Below are 21885 nucleotides of genomic sequence, written 5' to 3' on the forward strand. Positions count from 1 at the left end.
CCCAATTGCCGGGTCCTCGGCGCGAATCCCAATTGCGCCGTCCGGTGATCGCGGACGCTCTAGCGCCGGCTCGGCCAGTCCCTGTGACAGTGGGGTTACCGTTTGATGACAGCGATTCCGGCGGTCAGGCGGAGGGGATCGTCACCGTCACGGTGGTGCCCGACCCGAGCGAGGAGCGGATCGTCATTCGCCCGCGATGTCGTTCGACGATGTGCTTCACGATCGCGAGGCCAAGGCCGGTGCCGCCCGATTCGCGGCTTCGAGCCGAATCGACGCGGTAGAATCGCTCGGTAAGGCGCGGGAGGTGCTCGGCGGCGATGCCGTCGCCATCGTCCTGAACAATCAGCTCGACCTTGCCCGCGTCGGCGCTGACCTCGACCCGTACCGTGCAGCTGTCCTCGCCGCAGCCATAACGAAGCGCATTGCCGATGAGGTTGTCGGCCAACTGCATCAGCTGTCCGAAGTCGCCCTGCACCGATGCCGATTCGATCGACGGGACAAGCTCCACCGTACAATTGCGCTGTTCGGCATGGGCGGCGGCATGATCGACCGACAGGCGTGCCACCTCGACCAGATCGACCGTTTCGTCGGGGAGGCGGAAGCGATCGGCCTCGATCCGCGACAGGCTCATCAGATCCTCAACGATCCGAAGCATCCGCCGCGCCTCGCCCTCGATGGTGTGGCCAAACCGGCTGCGCATCTCGTCGGGGAGCGGCCCGTCTTCGGCAAGCGTCTCGGCATAGCCGATGATGGTGGCGAGGGGCGTGCGCAGCTCGTGGCTGGCATTGGCGACGAAGTCGGTGCGCATCCGCTCCGCCGCGAGCGCGGCCGAACGGTCGCTTAGTCGAACCAGCACCGCACCGCCGTTGAGTGGGCGAACGGCGAGCACCCACGGGCGCTCCGCCGATCCGATCCCGATGACCTCGACATCGGCTGTGCGGCCCGACGCGATCGTTTCGAGCGCGAGCGGGTGACGGATCGCGATCCGCACGTCGCGGCCGACGACCTGCTCGCCCAGAATGGAGCGCGCCGCGCGGTTGGCGGCGGCGACCGTCCCCGACGACAGGATCAGCGCCGGATCGGCGATCGCATCGAGGATCGACTGGGCGAGGGGATTGAGGGTGACCACGGTGTCGATCCTAGGTCGGCATCCGCAGAAGCGCTAGGTCGCGCCTTGAGCCTTGGCAGCTTTGGCGCGGCGGACCCGGCGATGGCGCCGCCAGGTACCCACGGCCAGGACCAGCAGGATCGGATAGCCCCAGAACTGGAGGGCGGCGCCATAGGCGTGGGGAAGCATGTCCTGCTCGACCGATTTCAGCGCATGGCCCATCGCGGTGGTCAGCTGGAAGCCGGCGACCCACAGCGGCCAGAACCGCGTCGACTGGAGCGCGACCGCGACGAAGCCCGCCAGCACCGCTAGGTCGACCAGCATCAGCCCTTCCTCGACGCTGCTGTACCGGCTCACCCAGGGCGAGACCGTCAACAGGGTCGCGACCGTGCCGAGGATACAGATGGCGCCCGCGATCCGCTCGTCCCGCCCGCCGAACGCAAAGGCGTAGAGGCAGACGGCCAGCAGCAGGGGGATGAAGATCGAGGCGCCAAGCATGGTCGGTGGAAGCCGGACCACGACGCGCGTGGTCCAGTCAATCCTTGTCCCGTCAGGCGACGACGCGAAGGTCGGCGCGTGCGGTCGGCGGGCATTCCTGCGCATCGCCGAAGCCGACGGTGCGAAGGCCCGGGACGACCTGCTTGGTATCCTTCAGCGCGCCGTGGCAGCGCGCCATGCCGCCGCGCGCCGCGACCAGTCCGGTCAGCGACTGCATCAGATGCTCAAGCGCGTCGTGACCGGTGGCGGTGGCGACCCCGGCGACGGCGCGGGCGCGGATCATGCGCGCCTGCAGTTCGGCGATTTCCTCAAGGGCGGTCTCGATGCTGTCTTCGACCAGGCGGACCTGGGTGGCGACATCGTAGGCGGGGGCTTCGATCATTTGTTTGCGCATGACTATTCCTTCCCAAGCGCGGGGGATTCCCGCGCTGGGCCATGGGTCAGCGATGGAAGGGCATCGGCGGGCTGGCTAGTTGCCGATCATCCGCGAGAGGCTTTCGAGGCCGGCGAGGTACATTCCCGCCGAGAAAGAAGCGCCGATCGCAATCAGGGCAATCCACATCAGCCGCTGGCCGATACTCATCGCATTGCTGGGATGGCTCCTCGTTGCGAACGGCGGATGCAGGGAAGACCAGGACCCCTCCGAAGCTTGCTCGGTTATAGCCCCGGAAGAACTGGCCTTCCCCACACGGTCAGCGTGCCGAATCTGATGGCTGACCGCCCCGTCCTGATGCGGGTCGGCGGCCGGAGCGTCGATGTGCGGCGATTGATGTATCAACCGTTGATATGCGTCGGAGGACGTCGTGGTGGAGGCGGCAACGATGCGCGCGGCCTCGCCGCGCCGGTCGACGCCCAGCTTTTCCAGGGCGCCGCGGATGCGCTGGTCGACGGTATGCGGGCTGATGCCCAGGCGAACCGCGATTTCCTTGCTGTTGAGGTGCTGGTCGACGAGCAGCAGGCAGTCGACCTGCCCGGGCGTCAATTTGGAAACCTTGGCCAAGTCATCGTCGCCAACGACGACGTGCCGACCACTTGCCTCAAGCGAAGCATCTTGCCGCAACATGATTCCTTCCGAGCATGGAACGCTGCGCATTCGGTTGATTCAGTTACGATTCTCTAGCGCGACCCAACCGAATCCTCAAATATTCTTGGCAAACGTAGCGGAAACGATCTTCGCGCAGCCTCGGCTACGAAGAATTACATCCGATCTGGTGGGTTCGACCATCGCCGGACTTGTCCGTTGAAGATGGTGGACAGGGCTGGATTCGAACCAGCGTACGCTTGCGCGGGCAGATTTACAGTCTGCTGCCTTTAACCACTCGGCCACCTGTCCAGATGGGGTCGCGGCGCGCTCTTGGCCTCCAGCCGTTTGACTGTCAACCGCGTCAGAAGCCGAGGCGCTTAAGGATGGAGGCGATCAGCGTCGACACCGCCGATTCGCTCGCGAGCCCGCCATAGACGAGGCAGCGATCGACGAGGACGCGCTTGAAGGTCTCGTAAAATCCCGGCTCCGGCGGCTGCGGCGCTTCCCAGAAGCTGTCGACGTGACCACGGTGGGTGAGACCGGGCATGTCGTAGACCGCCTCGCCGATAGTGCAGACGGGAATGTCTTGCTGAAGCGCGATCGTCGCCGACGTGCTGTTGACGCACACCAGCCCCTTCGAATGGCGCACCATCTCATCCAGGTCGCCGCCGTCGACGAAGTGAAGCCGCCCTTCGACGCCGAGCCGCTTCGCCTCACGCCGAACGAAGCGAGTCCAGTTGAAGAAGCTGCAATCGAGTGGATGCGCCTTGATCAGCAGGTGGGTGCCTTCGGGCGCATTGTTGGCAAAGCTTTCGAACACGAATTGCGCGGCGCTTTGCATGTTGCCGAACGGCGAATGGGTGCGGATCTGGAAGTCGCCCGATAGCTGGAGCGGAAAGACGAAGGTCGGCTTCCCCGCGATGCCCGCGACGATGTTCTTCACGCGCGACCGCCGGCGTTCCTGCGTCGCGAACTTCCACAGCCAGCCAAGCCCTTCCTTGACGATCGATCCCTGACGGTGGGAGCGATAGTGGCGGTAGTGCAGACGGCCGGTCACGACCCGGTGGTAGTGCCAGTAGGAGTCTCTGGCGCGGCGACGGAAACTTGACGTGATCGGCGGCAATTCCGCCGGCGGCTCGATCTTGCCCGCCTCGCGAACGAACCAGTCGCGGTCGCGGCGAAGCGGGGACCGCGCGTTCACCCCGTCCAGCTCGAGCGTCATCCAGTTCGGTCGAAGATAACCCTCCTCCAGCACATGGATCCGAACGCCGAGGTCGGCGGCGATCTTGTGCGCGCTGACATGGTAGGGGCGGCAGTCCCCGTACAGCATCAGGTCGGTGACCTCATGGTCGCGCAAATAATGGTCGATGAAGACCGGCCATTCCGAATAGGTGCCGAGATAATCGATCGCGCCATCGGGCCAGTCGCGCTGGTCGCCACCGCTCAGGTTGATACGATGGACGTGGGCGCCGCGCGCGGCGAGTTCGTGGCCCAGCTGACGGAACATCGGTCCGGGCGGACCCTGCAGGAAAAGAAAGGCGCGCCGGCCGGTCACTCCGGCGCTCGGCGCTTCAGCCCGGCCAGCAGGTTGCGCAATCGACCCTGCAGTCGACGAAGTGCCACCAGCGGCCGCGGCTTCGGCCGCGGGGTCGACAGTCGCTGGATGAGAACTTCGGGCGGGCATGGCAGTCCGGTATCGGGATCGAGATAGCGTGGATAGATCAGGAGGACGGCCGCCACCAGCGCATCGAGCGAGGGGCGGGCCGACCGCCGTTCCGGTACCGCGCCAAGGTCGCGGGTCAAGCCCCAGCCGGCGTAGAAGGGAACGCCGTGCGTCGTCACCGGCTTGTGGCGCAGCAAGGCCTCGAACCCGGCCAGCGAGGTGTTGACGTGAACCTCGTCGACTGCCGCGATGACGGTCGAGATCGGAGCGTCCGACAGGATTTCGTCGGCGTAGGCCCGGCATTGATCCTCCGGGATCGCGCCGATGCGGTGGCCGGCGATGACATCGGGATGCGGCTTATAGATGATGTGGGCGTCGGGCCGATCCTTACGCACCCGCTTCAGCAATTCGAGGTTGGTGCTCACCGCGCCGCCGCCGCTGATGACCGATCGGTCGTCCTCGACCTGGCCGGGAACGAGGATTTGATGTTTGTCCGAACGGGCCTGCCAGCCGCCGGTAGACGCCGAGCCGTACTTGCTGATGCCCGACGCAACGATGACCTCGCGCAATCGCCGCGCGCGGTCGACCATTTCCTCGGGGATTTTGCCGTGCTGAATCAGCAGCTCAAGTTCGCTTGGCGCTGCAGGATCGAAGTGGGCGCCGAGGCGGTCGACGGTGATCGACAGCGGGGGGACGCAGTCGGCGCCAAGTCCGACCGAGCGAATGAAGCCGTCCTCGACCTCGACCAGCTTCGCTCCCGCCGACGCCAGTTCGCCCTTCTCGCGCGGCGACAGGCGCGATCGCCACACGGCGACGTTCGACCCGGGGGCAAGGTCGGCTGCCGACCGGGTGAACGGCAGGTCGGCGAGGCCCGGCCACAGCAGCGGGCGAACGGTTTTCCGCTTCCAGCCGGCGAACCCCATCGCCGCGGCAAGCCCGCGATTGGAATCGATCGTCTCCCGCCAAAATGCGCAAAGCGCGATGATCTCGGCCAGCGTCGCCGGCTGCCCGTCGAACGGATTGCGGTAGGAAAGGCCGTCGACGGCAGCGGCACGGAACGCGGCGCGCCGCGCGGCCGCTCCGTCAGAAACGGGAACGCACTTATCGAACATCCCCGCTGAGACGCAAGTCACGGGCAAACCCAAGAGCGCTGCGAAAAGCGCGATCGGATTGTCGCCGTCGGTGACGACCTTTCCTGCACCCGACAGCAGGTGCCACGGGTCGCAATCGGCCGGTGCGCGGAACAGCGATTCGTCGGTCAGTGTGTGATGGTGGCGCTCGGGATCGCGGATCGCGACCAGCGTGTACGTGGCCTGTGGCAGGAGCGGATGATGCCCCCAATATTCACCTCCGACCCGCTCACGGACCATTGCCCGCAACAGGTCGTCGATCTCTTCGTCCGAAGCCGGAGGGGCAGGGGGCCCGCTCCGAACGGCCAGAACCGTCGGGCCCGCCGACGGAAACGGAGGCGCCTCGAAAAGTCCTACTGGCACGGTGACCGGGTCATCGGCGTCAGCGGTGTTTCGGCAGGTCGGCCAGATATCTCGCATAGTCGCTCTTGCCGAGACGACCGATGCAGCGTTCGAGACCGGCGTCGTCGATAAAACCGCTGCGCCATGCGATTTCCTCGGGGCAGGCGATCTTCATTCCCTGCCGCCGCTCGAGCGTGGCGACGAACTCGGCCGCCTCCAGCAGGCTGTCGGGGGTTCCGGTGTCGAGCCAGGCGAACCCGCGGCCCATGACTTCGACGCCCAGCTTGCCGCGCTCGAGGTAGACGCGGTTGACGTCGGTGATCTCATATTCGCCACGCGCCGAGGGCGCGATGTTGGCGGCGATGTCGACCACGTCCTGGTCGTAGAAATAGAGGCCAGTGACCGCCCAGTTCGACTTGGGCTGCGCAGGTTTCTCCTCGATCGTCAGCGCGCGCATCTGGTCGTCGAAATCGACCACGCCGTAGCGCTCCGGATCGGCGACGTGGTAAGCAAAGACGGTCGCGCCGTCGGTTCGCTCACGCGCGCGCTCCATCAGCTCGGGCAGGCCGTGCCCGTGATAGATATTGTCGCCAAGGATCAGGCAGGACGGACCGCCGCTGACGAAATCGGCGCCGATGGTGAAGGCCTGCGCCAGGCCGTTGGGTTCGGGCTGGACCGCGAAGCTGATCTCCATGCCCCATTGCGATCCATCGCCAAGCAAGTGGCGAAAGCCAGCCGCATCGTGCGGCGTGGTGATGACCAGCACCTGCTTGATCCCCGCCAGCATCAGGGTGCTGAGCGGATAGTAGATCATCGGCTTGTCGTAGACCGGCATCAACTGCTTCGACACCGCCAGCGTCATCGGGAAGAGGCGCGATCCGCTGCCGCCTGCGAGGATGATACCCTTCATCGTCCGTTGCTCCGTTAATTCAGGATGGCGCGTGGAGCAGACGCTCCACTACCAGCGCCGCCGAACCATGCCAGTCAGGAAGGCTGACGCCATGGGTCGCGGCAAGTTTTTCGCAATTCAGTCGGCTGTTCGGCGGGCGCGTGGCCGCGACCGGATAGTCGGCAGTGGTGATCGGCACCACCGTCGCAGATGGGGCGCCCTGCGCCGATGCGGCCGCGAAGACGGCGTCGGCGAACTCGGCCCAACTGGCCTCGCCCGCAGCGGTCATATGGAAGACGCCGCGCAGTTTTGCGTCGCGATCGGCGACAAGATTGCGCGCCACCGCGATGATTCCCGTCGCGATGTCGAGCGCGCTCGTCGGATTGCCTATCTGGTCGGCCACGACGCGCACTTCGTCATGGCTTTGGCCCAGACGCAACATCGTCTTCACGAAATTCGCGCCGAAAGGGCTGTAGACCCACGCGGTGCGAAGGATCGCGACGTCGTCGTGCGCTGCGAGCACCGCCTGCTCGCCGGCCAGCTTGGACGATCCGTAAACGCCGGTCGGGCCCGTGGGATCATCCTCGCGATAGGGCTCGTCTTTACGGCCATCGAAGACATAGTCGGTCGACACGTGGATCAGCGGGACGCCACGCGTCGCCGCGGCTTTCGCCACGGCTCCGGCACCCCGCGCGTTGATCGCAAAGGCGGCTTCCTCGTCGCTCTCGGCCTTGTCGACCGCGGTGTAGGCGGCAGCGGACACGATGACGTCGGGGCGCGCGGCGGCGATCGCGGCAAGGATGTCCTTGGCGGGGGCTGACAGGTCTAATTCGGGTCGACCAAGCGGAACGACCTCGATCCCCGACGCCTCGCCGCGTTCGACCAGCGAACGGACGACCTGTCCTTCACGGCCGGTGACGAGCATTCGCATGGTTCAGACCTTCGCCGGCTCGACCAGGCCGATGCGCTCACCCGCATATCGGTCGCGGAGCGGCTTCCACCACCAGTCGTTGTCCAGGTACCAGCGCACGGTCTTCTCGATGCCGGAATCGAAGTCTTCCTGCGCTTTCCAGCCCAGTTCCTGTTCCAGCTTCGTGGCGTCGATCGCGTATCGGGCGTCGTGGCCCGGGCGATCGGTGACGAATTCGATCAGTTCCTGACGCGGCCGATCGGCGGGGACGAGGCGATCCAGCACGTCGCAAATGCGGCGGACCACCTCGATATTCTGGCGCTCGTTGCGACCGCCGACATTGTAGGTTTCGCCGATCCGGCCGCGCTCGATGATCAGGTCGAGCGCGCGCGCATGGTCGTCGACATAGAGCCAGTCGCGGACGTTATCGCCCTTGCCGTAGACGGGCAGCGGCTGCTCGTTGAGCGCGTTGAGGATCGTCAGCGGGATTAGCTTCTCGGGGAAGTGATAGGGTCCGTAATTGTTCGAGCAATTCGAGACGACGACCGGCAGGCCGTAGGTCCGCTCCCACGCCTTGGCGAGGTGATCGGACGAGGCCTTTGATGCCGAATAGGGCGAGCTGGGATCGTAGGGCGTGGTCTCGGTAAACAGGCCGTCGTCGCCGAGCGAGCCGTACACCTCGTCGGTCGAGACGTGGAGGAAGCGGAAGCGATCCTTGGCTTCGCCCGAGAGACTTCCCCAATGCTGGCGCGCGGCTTCGAGCATCGTGAAGGTGCCGATGACGTTGGTCTGCACGAATTCGGCTGCGCCGGTGATCGAGCGATCGACGTGGCTTTCGGCGGCAAGGTGCATCACGCGATCAGGCTGGAACTGGGCGAACGCGTCATCGATCGCCGAGCGGTCGCAGATGTTGGCCTGAAGGAAGCGATAGCCCGGCTTGTCCTCGACCGAACGCAGCGACGCCAGATTGCCGGCGTAGGTCAGCGCATCGATGTTGAGGACCTCATAGCCCTTGTCGAGGACGAGGTGCCTGACGAGGGCCGACCCGATGAAGCCAGCCCCACCCGTCACGATTACACGCATCACTTATCCTTTGGTCGAAAAGTAGGTCGGAAGCTCGGCGAGGGCCGGCTGTCGCTGGTCCTTGTCCGACAAGGTCGCGGCGTTCGCAACCGCCGGCCAGTCGATCCCGATATCGGGATCGTCCCACGCCACGCCCTTGTCGCACGGCTGGCTGTAATAATCGGTCACTTTATAGGCGATGACCGAATTGGGCTCGAGCGTGCAGAACGCGTGGCCGAAGCCGACCGGAACCCACAACTGATTGTTCGCCTCCGGGGTCAGGACCGTCGAGATCCAGCGACCGTAAGTAGCGGAGCCCGAACGCAGGTCGACCGCGACGTCGAACACGCTTCCCGACAGGCAGCGAACCAGCTTGCCCTGGGCTGCGGGCTCGCTTTGAAAGTGGATGCCGCGGATCGTGCCGGTCGCGATGCTGAGCGACTGGTTGTCTTGGACGAAGGTGACGGGTCCGCAATGCTGTTCGAACAGGTCGGTCCGGAATACTTCGGAGAAATAGCCGCGACTGTCCGCGATCTTTCGCGGCAGGATTTCGACAGGGCCTTCCACCTCGAAGGTCGAGAAGTTCATTCTGATTCCTTGCGTTCGTCCGAAGGGGACTTGCAGCGGTCGCTTAGTCGATTGCCCCTCGGTTTCAAACCCGACGGCGATCAAAAGGCCGGATGGAAGGTTGCCCGCCCAATTCTGCGATCCAATCCTCGACGATCGCGAAATGCGACGGCCAGTCGGGCGCCGAATATCCCTTCATCCGGCGAAGCTGGGCCGGTCGATCGCCACCATCGGATGCGTAATCGAGGATCGCGTCCTGCCACAGGTCGGGGCGATCCGGATCGATCAGCTGGACGATATCGCCTGCCAATTCCTTGAATACGGGCAGGTCGCTGGCGATGACCGGTGTCCCCAGCTGCAGCGCTTCGATGACCGGCAACCCGAATCCCTCGGCATAGGACGGCATCAGCAATGCCCGCGACCCTGCCAGCAGGCCCGCCAACTCCTTGTCGCCGCATGTCTCGCGGAACTGGACGTGACCGCGATATCGCTCGGGAGAGGACAGCGCTTCGATTTCGGCACTGGCTTCCCATCCCCGCTGACCGATCACGATCAGGGTCGGAATGTTCTCGTCATTCCGGGACAGGAGCCGCGACCAGACGTCGAGAAGGAGACGGTGGTTCTTCCTGCCTTCGACGGTTCCCAGCACCACGAAATAGGGCTTGGCAGGTACAGATGGTTGCTGCGGTGGGGACGGGGGAGGGCCGCTGATCCACGCCGCGACCGAAGGCGGCATCGGCTGCCCGCTGTCGCGCGCGTAGGTGGCGAGATCGTCGAGCGTTGCCCGCGAGTTGCCGATCACGCCGGAAGCAGTGCGTAGAACGGTATCCATCCGCTTCGCATGGCGCTCGGCCTCTCCGACCCGGCAAAATTGCGGGTGGGTCAGGGGGATGAGGTCGTGCACGAGGTAGATCGGCTTCAGCGCGTGTCGCTCGGTCCACTCCGACAGCGTGGGCTCGTTAAGCCCGGTGTGGCCGACGTTGAGATAGATTTGCCCCCGCTCCACGCGTTGTCTCGGCAGGCGTGCGAAGGCCTTCGCCAGCGTCCACACCAGCCGTCGTCGGCTGGCCGGTCCGGGGTTGAGAAAAAGGTCTGCCAACCGATCGGTACCTTCCTCGGACAGTACGAAGAAATGCCCTCGGCGCTGGATCACGGCGCGGGCGCGGCCTCTGAAATGGTCCAGATAAGCCAGGCAAACCCGGTCGATGCCCGTCGGCAACCGCCGGCTCCAGTAGCGCCATACCAGCCGCGACACGTCGATCAGGTAGGGACGGACGGATTGCGACGGCACGGCACCCGACGCCGCGGTGATGGGACTTTTCATCGCCTGTCAGCCGAGCGACGCAAGGCGGGCGCCCTCGTCCCACAAAGCGGGAGTCGAAGCGGCGAGCAGGCCGTGGCGTTCGTCGTCGACCCGATAAGCGCTGCCGTCGAACCGCCGCGCGTCACCGCCCGCTTCGGTCAGGCACAGCACCCCGGCGGCATGATCCCACGCCAAGGTGCGCTGAAAGAAGGCGAGGCTGTTCCTCCCGAGGAGCAGCCGCGGATATTCTTCCGCGGCACACCGCGCCATGTCGATCACGTTGAAGGATGGCGAGAGGCCTTCGCGCAAGGTGCGGCGCCGGTCGTCCGGAACGAGCGCCGACAGTCCAGCGGTTCGCTCGCCCTGCGGCTGCTCTTGGACCCGGACCCTGCGTTCATCGATCCATGTGCCCGCGCCCTTCGCCGCCGCGACGAAGCGCTTCGACCGCGGATCGAGGATCCAGCCGCCGATGACCTCCCCGCGTTCGGCCAGCGCGACCATGATCCCGAACGGGCCGTCGCCCGATACAAAATTGCCGGTCCCGTCGAGCGGATCGATGATCCAGCAAAGCTTCTCGCCCAGGCGGTGAATGATCGACGGGTCGACGCTGGCATCTTCTTCCCCGACCACCAGCGCGTCGGCGATGATCTTGGAGAGCCCTTCGGACAGGATCTCTTCGCTTTCGCGGTCGGCAATAGTGACCGGATCATCGACCGCCTTCTGGGCGACATCGCCGACGGCCAGCCTTCGATAGCGTGGCATGATCGCGCGGTCAGCGGCCTCGGTCATCACCGCCTGAACGGCTTGATGGAGCGTGGCGGACGAATGGGAAAGCGAGGTCACGGGCGTGATGTTCCACGACAAAGAGAGCGGGTCCGGCCTTAGCGACGACTCCGCCGCTTGCCCACCGGCGCAACGCCGTCAGGCGATCGGTAGCGGGCCGAAGCCTTTTACCAGGCGATCGATTGCCACCACCTGTTCGAGGAAGGGGCGGAGCAGCAGCAAGGGCAGGGCGGAAGGCCCGTCGCAGAGCGCCTCGTCTGGATTCGGGTGCGTTTCGACGAACAGGCCCGCCAGCCCGAGCGCCATCGCCGATCGAGCAAGGGCCAGTGCCTGCGTGCGGCGTCCACCAGCGCTGTCTTCGCGGCCACCCGGCTGCTGCAGCGAATGGGTGACGTCGAAGACGACAGGAGCGAAGTTCTTCATCAGGTCGACGCCAAGCATGTCGACCACCAGATTGTTGTAGCCGAAGCTCGAGCCCCGCTCGCACAGCATCACCCGCTCGTTGCCGTTTTCGCGGCACTTGGCGATGATGTGGCGCATTTCCGGCGGCGCGAGGAACTGCGGTTTCTTCACGTTGATGGCGACGCCGGTCCGCGCGACGGCGGCGACCAGGTCGGTCTGCCGGGCCAGGAAGGCGGGAATCTGGACGATGTCGACCACCTCGGCGGCGGGAATCGCCTGCGCCGGCTCGTGAACGTCGGTCAGCAACGGAACGCCGAACCGCGCCTTTACCCCCTGCAGGATGCGCAGCCCCTCGTCGATGCCGGGCCCGCGATAGCTGTGGTTCGACGACCGGTTGGCCTTGTCGAACGATGCCTTGAAAACGAGCGGAACGCGGAGATCGCCGGCGACCGTCGTCACTTCCTCGGCGACGCGGAACAGCGTGTCCTTGTCCTCTATCACGTTCATGCCCGCGATCAGGACGAACGGACCCCGATTATCGAAGGTAATGTCAGGACCGATGGAAACGGCGCTGGTCATGCCTTCGTCCTGCACGGCGCGATCAGGGCTGGTTCGTCGTCAGGTTGCGCGCCGCATTCTGGACCGTAATGATCGGGGCGAACAGCTGGCTGAGCAACTGGATGAACTTCGCCGGCTGGTTGGCGCGGGCATTGCCGACATACAGGACGTCGCCGTCGCGCATCGCGAAGCGCTGCGACAGGAAATAGGCGCCCGGCTTCATCATGTTGACGTGATACACCACCGGGATTTCCGAGCCGTCCTCGCGACGGACGTAACGGAAGACGAAGATCGCGGCGGCATCGCCGGCCGACGGATTGGTCCCCCCCGAAAGCGCGACGGCCTGTGCAAGTGTCAGGCGGGTCCGCGGGAAGCGGATTTCTTCGGAACGATTGGCGGCGCCGAGCACCGAAAAGGCCTGCGGGCTGTTGATGACCGTGATCCGGTCGCCGGGCGCGACGGGGACGTTGAGGCCGGGATAGGTCAACAGGTCGCCAAGGCGGACCTGGAAGGCCTGGTCGCCGCGCTCGACCCGGGCGATCATGTCGCGCGCTTCGCCGCGATAGCCGCCGGCAAGCGCGATGATGTCGCTCAACGTTTCGCGATTGGTGTCGAGGGTCAGGCGGCCGGGCTTCGCGACTTCGCCGGACATGATCACGCTGCCGGTCAGCGACCGCTCGATCGATACCAGCACCTGTGGATCCTGCGACAGGCCACTCAATCCCGAGCGAACCATGACCGCCACGTCGCGAGCCGTCTGGCCGGCGACCGAGAGGCGGCCGACGTAGGGCAGGCTGATATAGCCATTGTCGTCGACGCGAACCTGGATCTGCTCGGCGCTGGCGCTGGGATCAAGGCCCAAGGCGCCCGCCTGACCGGTCGCCAGCGTCCGCGCGCCCCCGCCGAACAGGGTCACCCCGGCCTCGTAGACGGCGACGTTCAGCTGGTCGCCCGGACCGACCAGATCGGTCGGGCCGACGATCGGCGTGGCCAGCGTCGAAATGGGAAGTTCCGGCGCGGCGGGAAGGGCTTCGGCGGTCTCGACCTCGACGACCGAAAAGGGCAGCTGGCCGCCCGATCCGTCGGCCCCGCGAAGCACCGCGGTTCCAGTCGGCCCGCTGACCGGCAGGGTCGAACAGCCCGCAGTTGCCACGGCCAGTAAGCAAAGGAACAGGCAGTCGCGCAACGAAGCGCCACCGCGCGGCAACATAGGTAGGTTCATTAGGTTGGAAGTCCCGCACTGATCAAATGATCGCCGAAGACCTTACCATCCTCCGCCGGAAAAACGCAACTGGAAGGGCGGTTGGCGAATTCAGCCAAGTGCCGACAATCGGGGTTCAATCCGGCGCAGGGAGCGAATAGGAGGCGGCGATGGGACAAGGCGAAGCCAAGGCCGAAAGACCGCTTCCCTGTGGTTTCGTACGACAGACCGATGGCGGTAAAGCGAGTAGATGAATTTCCTTCAGGCCTTCTGGATGACCTTGCGGTGGCGTCCCGCCCAGGCGCTTGCGGGCCTCTACTGGCACGTCACGCGCCGCCGCGTCCGCGCCCGGAACCGCCTGCGGGAAGGCGCGGCGGGAGCGCCGCATGCCTATGACCTGTGGATCGACACCGTCGAGCAGCCTCGATCGCAGGCGCTGAAGAGCAATAGTGGTGGCGAGGACGGGCCGTTTTTCACTCTGATTCTGCCGAGTGACGCCGACACGGACGCCGCACGGCGCATCGTGTCGGTGCTGGAGCGGCAATCGTATCCGAACTGGGAGCTCATCGGTCCGGCACGGTCGCTTGCCCCGCTTCGGAATGAGCGCATCCGCGGCGTCGACGAAGTGGGGTTTGCTCAGTCCTTCCAGGATGCGAGTGGCGACTTCGTCGTGCCATTGAGGCCCGGCGTCATCCCATCGATCGATGCCTTGCATCATCTCGCCGACGGGGTGCGGAGGCATCCGGACGCGGCCATCCTGTATGGTGATCAGGACTTGCTGACGGCCAAGGGACGACGAAAGCAGCCTTGGTTCAAGCCCGCCTGGGATCGAGAGATGTTTCTGGCCCAGGACTATCTGATCGACGCATTCGCGATGAAGACAACGCTCGCGCGTTCGTCTGCTCGGGGTGGCGCTTCGCTTACCGAGGTCCTTCTTGGGGCGGTCGCGGCAAGTCGGGACGACGAAATCGCGCACGTCCCCGCCATCCTCTCGCACCGCGAGGAAGCGTCGGCGAGAGCGAACGACGACCGGCTCGACGCTGTCGAAGCGAGCATACGCGCTGCCGGCGGGACCGCGAGCGATGGACCGTTCGGCACGATCAAGGTCGACTGGCCGCTGCCGTCGGACTTGCCGGCTGTGAGCATCGTCATTCCGACCCGCGACAAGGTCGAACTGCTTCGCCCGTGTGTCGAGAGCGTCTTGGCGAAAACCGACTATCCCAATTTCGAGGTTGTCGTCGTCGACAATGGCAGCAGCGATCCGGCCGCATTGGATTATCTGAAGCAGATCGCGCGTCAGCCGCAGGTTCGCGTCATCGAAGATCACCGGCCGTACAATTACTCGGCGATCAACAATGCAGCGGTCGCCGCGACCGACAGTCCGTTCGTCTGCCTGCTCAACAACGACACCGAGGTGCGGACCCCGGAATGGCTGAGCGAACTGATGCGCCATGCGTCGCGACCCGATGTCGGCGCGGTCGGGGCGAAGCTGCTCTATGAAGACATGACCATCCAGCATGCGGGGGTGGTGGTCGGCGTCTGCGAGGCCGCCGGCCATGCGCATCGCTTCGTCCGAAACGACGAAGCCGGCTATTTCGCGCAGCCGCACATTACCCATCGCGTCAGCGCGGTGACCGCCGCCTGCATGCTGGTCGATCGCGCCAAGTTCGATGCGGTCGGCGGGCTCGACGAGGATGGGCTTGCGGTCGCGTTCAACGACGTCGATTTTTGCCTGAAGCTGGAACGGGCCGGCTGGCGGAACATCTATGTGCCGCACGCCGTCCTGCTCCACCATGAATCGAAATCGCGGGGGCTCGACACGACGCCTGCCAAGCGGTCGCGCTACATGGGGGAGCTGTCGGTGCTCCAGACCCGGTGGGGCACGAAGAATTATCGCGATCCACGGCTCAATCCGAACCTGGATCGTTACAGCGAATCATTCATCCTGAAGTTCTGAGGGAAGTTCCGATGTCTCCGGCCAATGCCATTTTTCCGGGCGTACCCATCGTCGAATCGCCGCTGTTCGGTCAGCTGGTTGACACGCTTGGCTTGACCGATACGCAGCGATCGGCGGCGACGCAGCTTCACGAGCGCGGCTATGCGCTCATCGACTTTCCCGACCCCTTGGTTGGCGAGCGGATCGACCGGATCAAGGCGCGGCTGGCGCCGGTGTTCGGAGTGGACTTCGACGATCCGGCGGTCATCAAGAATGCCAAGGGCGACCTTCGCGTCCAGGACGCATGGCAGTTCGACGAGGACGTACGCGCCATCGCCGCCAATGCCGAGGTGCTCGAGCTGCTGTCGGCGCTTTACGGGCGCCGCGCCTTCCCGTTCCAGACGTTGAACTTCCCGGTCGGCACCCAGCAGAATCTGCACAGCGACTCGATCCACTTCTCCAGCATCCCGGAACGCTTCATGTGCGGGGTCTGGCTCGCGTTTGAGGACGTCAGCGAAGGCGCAGGGCCGCTCGAATATCTGCCGGGTTCGCACAAATGGCCGATCGTTTCGAACGAGATGATTGGCCGGCGCGGTGAGGATCACCGCGAAGGATCGGCGCAGGACCCGTTCGAGCAGGCATGGCAGGCGATGGTCGCTGCGTCGGGCCTGCAGAAGGAGCAATTCCTGCCGCGCAAGGGGCAGGCGCTGATCTGGGCCGCGAATCTTCTGCACGGGGGGTCGTTGCAGACCGACCCGACGCTGACCCGCTGGAGCCAGGTAACGCATTATTACTTCGACGATTGCGTCTATTACACCCCGGCTTTTTCCAACGAAGCGTTCGGTGAACTGGACGTCCGGTCGATCACCAACATCGCGACCGGGGCGCTCGTCCCCAATCTGCGTCAGGGCCAGGAATATCGAGTGGCGAAGGCCGAAGCGGCGCCGCGACGGAAGTTCTGGAAAGGCATGGCGCGAAAGGCGGCTGCCCCGCATCCGGACCTGCCCGCCGATTTCGACGCGGAGGCTTATTACCAGCTGAACCCGGATGTCGCAAAAAGCGGGGTCGATGCGGCCGAGCATTATCTCAACCATGGTCGCGGCGAGAAGAGGCTCTACCGGCGTCCCTCGCTGTGAGGCGGCGCGGGTTCCTGATCGGCGGCGCGACGATCGCGGCGGCCTTACTGCTCGCCGTGGTCCCGGCGAAGGAATCGCCGGCGCAGCGTCGGTCAATCGACAAGCAGATCGGAAACGACCGGATCACGGTATCGGTCGAGCCCGGCCGCTTTGCCGGCGCCGTCAATTCGCTGACGTTCCGCGGCATCGAATATGTCGATAATTTCGACCATGGACGACAGATCCAGTCGGCGCTGCAGATCAATGGGCTGGGCGAATGCCTCAACCCGACCGAGGCAGGATCGAAAGCGGACGCCGCCAAGTCGACGACATCGAGCAAGGCGCAGTCGATCGCGGTCAGTGACAACCGGCTGACCACGGTGACGCAGGCCGCCTACTGGCTTTCGCCTGGCGAACAATATGGCCGCCGTTGTTCGGCGCTTAGTGGCAAAACCCAGGCCCAGAACCGTTCCGCGCTGTCGCCGGTGCTGATTTCGAAAACGATGTCCTTTTCGCCGCTCCATCCCAATTTGCTGACGGTCGACGTGTCGTTCAGCGTGCCGAGCGGGCTGCAGTCGGGGAGCGTCGAGGCGCTGACGGGCTATCTGCCGGCCCGGTTCAATAGCTTTTATTCCTATGAGCCGGCGACGCGACGGCTGGTCAGGCTGGAGGCCAATACCGCTGGCGCCATGGTCATGGCCCCCGTCATTATCGCCACCGCCGACCGTCGCCACGCGATGGGGGTCATCTCGCCCGACATCCATCGTCGCGGCTTCGATCGATCCTATTACGCTTACTTCGCCTTTTCCGGGAAAGAAGGCGCGTCCAAATGGTCGTGCGTCTTCAACGAGTCGAACATCCCGGCGGGCCAGGCCCTTCGCTATCGCTGCCCGATCGCGGTCGGCACGGTCGCCGAGGTCGTGGCCGCGCTCGACGCCTTCGCCGTGGCCGAGCGCATGGTAATGACCGCCCGCCCGGCCCCGACCGAACGGTCAGACGGCAAATGGCAGTTCGGCGGTGCAGCGTTCACGCCGCTCCGCCAGCCGGCAGCCGACCGGATCGCATTGTATGCCTGCGCGATGAAGGGGTCGGGCAATGCGTTCGTGTCGACGCGGATGGACTGCGAGATGTCGAACCCGGCCGGCATGATCGGCTACGCTCGACAGTCACCGCTCGCCGGTTGGGTCGGCCTCAACCGCTACTATCATGCGGGGCAGGGGAGGCACCTCATTTCGACGCAGGAGCCGAGGTCGGTGGGCCAAGGCTACGCGCTCGAAGGGATCCTCGGCTACCTCCCCCGCTGATCCTGGCGCCGTCGAATATTCGCTCGGCTTCGGAGCCGATCGAACGCACTTCGGCCGCGCCGCTTGGTTGACGCAAATCAGGCCGCAAGCTAACCGGCGCGGCGGTCGAAAGACGCGGAAAAACCGCATGAAAGCAATTTCATCTTCTTGAAATAGGTCGAAGGTCTTTTGATGGACACTACTCCCCAGGATCCGCGTCATCTGAACGACATGTTCGATGACAGCTCGATCGACGCGTATAAGCTGAACTATGCCAACGCCCTGAAAGTGGCACTCGACGGCGTGTCGTCGGCCGAGATCGACAAGCTGTGCCAAACGATCATCCGGGTCGCCGACGCGGGCGGGCAAATCCTGGTGGCCGGGAACGGCGGGTCGGCGGCAATTGCCGAGCACCTATGCTGCGACTGGACAAAGGGGACGTCCTGCGAAGGGCATAATGTCATTAACACGCGGTCGATGACGTCCAACGTCGCGCTCTACACCGCGATCGCCAACGATTATGGTTTCGAGAATGTCTTCGGGACGCAGCTCGATTTCTTCGGGCGCGAAGGCGACCTGCTGATCGCCATATCTTCGTCGGGCAACAGCCCGAACATCCTGAACGCCGTGACGGCCGCGAAGGAGCGGGGCATGTTCGTCGCGGGCTTCTCGGGCTTCAGCGGCGGGAAGCTGAAGGACATGGTCGACGCGTCGATCTACGTCGGGATCGACAATTACGGCATCGTCGAGGATGCACACCAGGCCGTGATGCATGTCATCGCGCAATATATCGCCGGACGCCGCGACAAGGCGAATGCGGAAGGCAAGGGCGCGCAGTGAAGATCCTCGTCACCGGCGGCGCCGGCTTCATCGGTAGCCATGTCTGCGACGCGCTGATTGCCAACGGACATGACCTCGTCGTCCTCGACAATTTCTCGCTGGGGCGGGAAACGAACGTCGAGCACCTGGCCGACAATCCGAACTTCCGGCTGGTGCGCGGCGACGCGACCAATCGCGCGCTGCTGGCCGAGATCTTCGCCGACGGCGCGTTCGAATGCGTGTTTCATCTGGCCGCGAATTCGGACATCGCACGGTCGCACGCGGCGCCTTCGGTCGATCTCGACAATACGTTCATGACGACCTTCTGCCTGCTCGAGGCGATGCGCGAAGCGGGGACGAAGCAGATCGTCTTTGCCTCGACTTCGGCCATTTATGGCGAGGCGGCCGGGGAAGTGGGCGAGGATCATGGCCCCCTGGCGCCCATTTCGCACTATGGCGCGGCCAAGCTCGCGTCCGAGGCTTTCATCAGCAGCTATGGCGAGAATTACGGCATCCAAAGCTGGATCACCCGCTTCCCCAACGTGGTCGGTCCGCGCGGCACGCACGGGGCGGTGTTCGATTTCGTGCAAAAGCTGCGGCGCACGCCAGGCGAACTTGAAGTGCTCGGAGACGGGACTCAGGAAAAGCCGTACTTGAATGTCCACGACTTGGTGGCCGCCATCCTCATGGTGTGGCGCGAGACCAGCGAGCGGATGAACATCTTCAACGTCGGTGCGCCGACGCGTTCGACGGTTGCGGACATCGCCCGCATCGTGATCGAAGAGGGCCCGGGCGACGCCGACATCCGTTACACCGGCGGCAATCGCGGCTGGGTCGGTGACGTGCCGAAGTTCGCCTACGACATCAGCAAGATCAGCGCGCTCGGTTGGGCGCCGACGATGACTTCGGACGAAGCCATCCGCGTCGCCGCCCGCGCGATCTGGGATGAGGCGCAGTGAAAGCCGTGGTGATCGCCGGCGGCAAGGGCACCCGGCTCGGCCTGGGTGACCTGCCCAAGGCGATGGTCGATGTCGACGGGACGCCGTTGCTGGAGCGCACGGTTCGCGCAGCCGTCCGCGACGGGATTACCGACTTCATCTTCCTCACCGGGCACCTGTCGAATGCGATCGTACGCCACTTCGGTGACGGGCAGAGGTTTGGCGCGACCATCCGGCATGTGGTGGAGAAGGAGCCGTTGGGGACGGCGGGGGCGTTCCGGGAAATCCGCGACCTTCTCACCGAGCCGTTCGTAGTGATCTACGGCGATGTCCTGATGGACGTCGACCTTCGTGCCTTTGCCGACGCGGCCGATCGCAACGACGGCGCGGGCACCTTGTTCGTCCACCCCAACGACCATCCTTACGACAGCGACCTGCTGGAGTGTGACGAGAATGGGCGGATCATCGCCTTCCATCCCAAGCCGCATGCCGAAGGGGCGTTGTTACCCAATCTAGTCAACGCGGCACTGTATATTCTTCACCCGCGCGTGCTCGATTACATCCCAGTCGAAGGCCAGTCGGATTGGGGCCGCGACGTCCTCCCGATCGTCGCTCGCGAGGAGAGCCTGTTCGGCTATCGCAGCTGCGAATATGTCAAGGACATCGGCACGCCGGACCGGTTGGCGAAGGCCGTCAAAAGCCTTCGCGATGGTAAGCTGGATCGTCTCGCGCTGCGCACGGCCAAGCCTGTGCTGTTCCTCGACCGCGACGGCGTGATCAACGAGGAAGTGGACGGCGCATTGTCCCCTTCGCAAGTGACCGTGCTGCCCGGTGTGGCAAGCGCCATTCGCGCATTCAACGACGCGGGCATTCCCGTCATCTGCGTGACCAACCAGCCTGCGCTCGCCAAGGGGTTCATGAGCTGGCAGGACCTTCGTGATGTCGGCGCAGAGATCGATCGTCAACTCGCGGATCAGGCGGGCGCCTATCTCGACGACCTCCTGATCTGCCCGCATCATCCCGAAGCCGGGTGGGAAGGTGAGGAGCCCGCGCTGAAAATCGACTGCGACTGCCGCAAGCCCGGCGACGGAATGCTCCGCACCGCGGCGGCGATGCATAACATCGACCTTGGCCGCTCGTGGCTTGTCGGCGATCGCTATTGCGACGTGGCGGCGGCCGCGTCGGCAGGGGCGCATTCCATCCTGGTTCGTGGCGGTCATGGCGGGAACGACAGATCGTCGTTTGATGTGCGGCCCGATCATGTCGTCGCCGACCTTGCCGAAGCGGCCCCGCTCATTCTGGCCGACCTGACATGATCATTTCGCGCACGCCGCTTCGCGTCAGTTTCGTCGGCGGCGGATCCGACCTGCCCAGCTTCTACCGCGAGCATGGCGGCGCGGTGCTGAGCATGTCGATCCAGAAATATGTCTACCTGTCGATGCATCGCTACTTCGAACCGACCGGCAGCATCCTCAAATATTCGGAAATCGAAAAGCCCGGCTCGGTCGACGAAATCCGTCATCGCATCATCCGCCAGGTCTTCCGCGATCTGGACATCGACGGCGTCGATTTCAATTCCAGTGCCGACGTGCCCGCAGGTACGGGAATGGGGTCGTCGAGCGCCTTCACCGTCGGGCTGCTTAATCTCTGCCACGCCTACAAGGGCGAATATGTTTCCCGCGGAAGGCTCGCGGAGTTGGCGTGCGAGATCGAGATCGACAAGTTGGGCGAGCCGATCGGCAAGCAGGACCAATATGGCTGTGCGCTCGGCGGGATCAATTTCATTGAATTCCTGCCCGACGGGAGTGTCGCGCACCAGACGGTCCCGCTGACGATCGAGCAGCGGCGCCAGATGGAGCGGAATCTCGTCCTCTTCTATCTCGGCACCACCCGCTCGGCGAGCGACCTCCTGTCGAAGCAGGCGAAGGCCGTGTCGAGCGACGCCGACAAGCTGGCGACGCTCAGGACCATGGTCGGGCAGGCGCATGACCTTCGCCGCGACTTGTGCGGGGACATCGACGTCCTCGGGCACTTCCTGCACGACGGCTGGATGCGGAAGCGTCGATTGTCGGCGGATATCTCCAGCCCGTTGATCGACGATGCCTACGACCGCGCGCTGAAGGCCGGCGCGACCGGGGGGAAGCTGCTCGGGGCAGGCGGGACGGGCTTCCTGCTGTTCTACGCGCCGGACGGCAAGGTCGCCGATGTCGAGCGTGAGCTGGCCGAGTTCCGATCGCATCCCGTCTATCTCGACTCCGCGGGTTCGACGATCATCTATAGCGATTGACGGGAACGATGAGCGCAGAGCAAAACTCCGTTTCGGAGCGGTCGGGCGACAGTCCGGCCGTTTTGCC

General features: G+C 64.7%; 21 protein-coding genes and 1 tRNA gene. 7 read left to right on the forward strand and 15 right to left on the reverse strand.

Translation table 11 applies throughout. The features are described from left to right. Nucleotides 1-124: 124 nt before the first annotated feature. From SH584_RS09595 to SH584_RS09665, 15 genes are all read right to left on the reverse strand, one after another. Nucleotides 125-1129 (reverse strand): ATP-binding protein, encoded by a 1005-nt coding sequence (locus tag SH584_RS09595; RefSeq protein ID WP_324806644.1) that lies wholly within the window; start codon nucleotides 1127-1129, stop codon nucleotides 125-127. 33 nt (nucleotides 1130-1162) lie between these two features. After that, on the reverse strand, nucleotides 1163-1627 hold the full coding sequence (locus tag SH584_RS09600; protein ID WP_324806646.1) for a hypothetical protein: 465 nt from the start codon (nucleotides 1625-1627) through the stop codon (nucleotides 1163-1165). A gap of 31 nt (nucleotides 1628-1658) precedes the next feature. Continuing rightward, nucleotides 1659-2000: a hypothetical protein gene (locus tag SH584_RS09605; RefSeq protein ID WP_324806648.1), complete on the reverse strand. Its 342-nt coding sequence runs from the start codon at nucleotides 1998-2000 to the stop codon at nucleotides 1659-1661. A gap of 75 nt (nucleotides 2001-2075) precedes the next feature. After that, on the reverse strand, nucleotides 2076-2669 hold the full coding sequence (locus tag SH584_RS09610) for a response regulator transcription factor (protein ID WP_324806650.1): 594 nt from the start codon (nucleotides 2667-2669) through the stop codon (nucleotides 2076-2078). A gap of 184 nt (nucleotides 2670-2853) precedes the next feature. Next, nucleotides 2854-2939 (reverse strand) — tRNA-Tyr (locus SH584_RS09615). Nucleotides 2940-2991: 52 nt separating this feature from the next. After that, complete coding sequence (locus SH584_RS09620; protein WP_324806652.1) at nucleotides 2992-4137, reverse strand: capsule biosynthesis protein; 1146 nt, start codon at nucleotides 4135-4137, stop codon at nucleotides 2992-2994. Nucleotides 4138-4181: 44 nt separating this feature from the next. After that, the gene (locus tag SH584_RS09625; RefSeq protein WP_324806654.1) at nucleotides 4182-5663 is read right to left on the reverse strand and encodes a capsular polysaccharide export protein, LipB/KpsS family; all 1482 of its coding nucleotides are present in this window, start codon (nucleotides 5661-5663) and stop codon (nucleotides 4182-4184) included. A 142-nt stretch (nucleotides 5664-5805) separates the two neighbouring features. After that, on the reverse strand, nucleotides 5806-6675 hold the full coding sequence (rfbA, locus tag SH584_RS09630; protein ID WP_322841415.1) for a glucose-1-phosphate thymidylyltransferase RfbA: 870 nt from the start codon (nucleotides 6673-6675) through the stop codon (nucleotides 5806-5808). 19 nt (nucleotides 6676-6694) lie between these two features. Next, nucleotides 6695-7585, reverse strand: a complete 891-nt coding sequence (rfbD, locus tag SH584_RS09635; RefSeq protein ID WP_324806657.1) for a dTDP-4-dehydrorhamnose reductase — start codon at nucleotides 7583-7585, stop codon at nucleotides 6695-6697. A gap of 3 nt (nucleotides 7586-7588) precedes the next feature. Beyond that, entirely contained in the window at nucleotides 7589-8647 is a 1059-nt protein-coding gene (rfbB, locus tag SH584_RS09640; RefSeq protein WP_324806659.1) for a dTDP-glucose 4,6-dehydratase, read from the reverse strand. Nucleotides 8648-8650: 3 nt separating this feature from the next. Further along, a complete protein-coding gene (rfbC, locus tag SH584_RS09645) occupies nucleotides 8651-9214 on the reverse strand; it encodes a dTDP-4-dehydrorhamnose 3,5-epimerase (protein WP_324806661.1) in 564 nt (187 codons plus the stop codon). Nucleotides 9215-9278: 64 nt separating this feature from the next. Beyond that, nucleotides 9279-10517 carry a glycosyltransferase family 4 protein gene (locus SH584_RS09650; RefSeq protein WP_324806663.1) on the reverse strand — a complete coding sequence of 413 codons (1239 nt, stop codon included), beginning with the start codon at nucleotides 10515-10517 and terminating at the stop codon, nucleotides 9279-9281. Nucleotides 10518-10523: 6 nt separating this feature from the next. Then, nucleotides 10524-11339 carry an inositol monophosphatase family protein gene (locus SH584_RS09655; RefSeq protein WP_324806665.1) on the reverse strand — a complete coding sequence of 272 codons (816 nt, stop codon included), beginning with the start codon at nucleotides 11337-11339 and terminating at the stop codon, nucleotides 10524-10526. Nucleotides 11340-11417: 78 nt separating this feature from the next. After that, the gene (kdsA, locus tag SH584_RS09660; protein ID WP_324806667.1) at nucleotides 11418-12260 is read right to left on the reverse strand and encodes a 3-deoxy-8-phosphooctulonate synthase; all 843 of its coding nucleotides are present in this window, start codon (nucleotides 12258-12260) and stop codon (nucleotides 11418-11420) included. A gap of 22 nt (nucleotides 12261-12282) precedes the next feature. Next, nucleotides 12283-13392 carry a polysaccharide biosynthesis/export family protein gene (locus tag SH584_RS09665; RefSeq protein ID WP_324806670.1) on the reverse strand — a complete coding sequence of 370 codons (1110 nt, stop codon included), beginning with the start codon at nucleotides 13390-13392 and terminating at the stop codon, nucleotides 12283-12285. A 298-nt stretch (nucleotides 13393-13690) separates the two neighbouring features. Between SH584_RS09665 and SH584_RS09670 the strand changes: the two genes are divergently transcribed. The 7 genes from SH584_RS09670 to SH584_RS09700 all read left to right on the forward strand — a co-directional run bounded on the left by SH584_RS09670 (nucleotide 13691) and on the right by SH584_RS09700 (nucleotide 21818). Then, nucleotides 13691-15397, forward strand: coding sequence for a glycosyltransferase family 2 protein (locus tag SH584_RS09670; protein ID WP_324806672.1), 1707 nt, complete (start codon nucleotides 13691-13693; stop codon nucleotides 15395-15397). A gap of 11 nt (nucleotides 15398-15408) precedes the next feature. After that, nucleotides 15409-16512: a phytanoyl-CoA dioxygenase family protein gene (locus tag SH584_RS09675; protein WP_324806674.1), complete on the forward strand. Its 1104-nt coding sequence runs from the start codon at nucleotides 15409-15411 to the stop codon at nucleotides 16510-16512. Next, a complete protein-coding gene (locus SH584_RS09680; RefSeq protein WP_324806676.1) occupies nucleotides 16509-17795 on the forward strand; it encodes a hypothetical protein in 1287 nt (428 codons plus the stop codon). Before SH584_RS09675 ends, SH584_RS09680 begins: the two co-directional genes overlap by 4 nt. Nucleotides 17796-17966: 171 nt before the next feature. Then, nucleotides 17967-18614, forward strand: a complete 648-nt coding sequence (locus tag SH584_RS09685) for an SIS domain-containing protein (protein ID WP_324806678.1) — start codon at nucleotides 17967-17969, stop codon at nucleotides 18612-18614. Next, nucleotides 18611-19552 carry an NAD-dependent epimerase/dehydratase family protein gene (locus SH584_RS09690; RefSeq protein ID WP_324806680.1) on the forward strand — a complete coding sequence of 314 codons (942 nt, stop codon included), beginning with the start codon at nucleotides 18611-18613 and terminating at the stop codon, nucleotides 19550-19552. Before SH584_RS09685 ends, SH584_RS09690 begins: the two co-directional genes overlap by 4 nt. Next, the gene (locus tag SH584_RS09695) at nucleotides 19549-20847 is read left to right on the forward strand and encodes an HAD-IIIA family hydrolase (protein WP_324806682.1); all 1299 of its coding nucleotides are present in this window, start codon (nucleotides 19549-19551) and stop codon (nucleotides 20845-20847) included. The genes SH584_RS09690 and SH584_RS09695 overlap by 4 nt, the downstream gene beginning before the upstream one ends. Then, nucleotides 20844-21818, forward strand: a complete 975-nt coding sequence (locus tag SH584_RS09700; protein WP_324806685.1) for a GHMP family kinase ATP-binding protein — start codon at nucleotides 20844-20846, stop codon at nucleotides 21816-21818. Before SH584_RS09695 ends, SH584_RS09700 begins: the two co-directional genes overlap by 4 nt. The last annotated feature ends 67 nt before the right edge of the window (nucleotides 21819-21885 follow it).

It is taken from the genome of Sphingomonas sp. LY29 (assembly GCF_035593985.1).
Taxonomy (GTDB): Bacteria; Pseudomonadota; Alphaproteobacteria; order Sphingomonadales; family Sphingomonadaceae; genus Sphingomicrobium.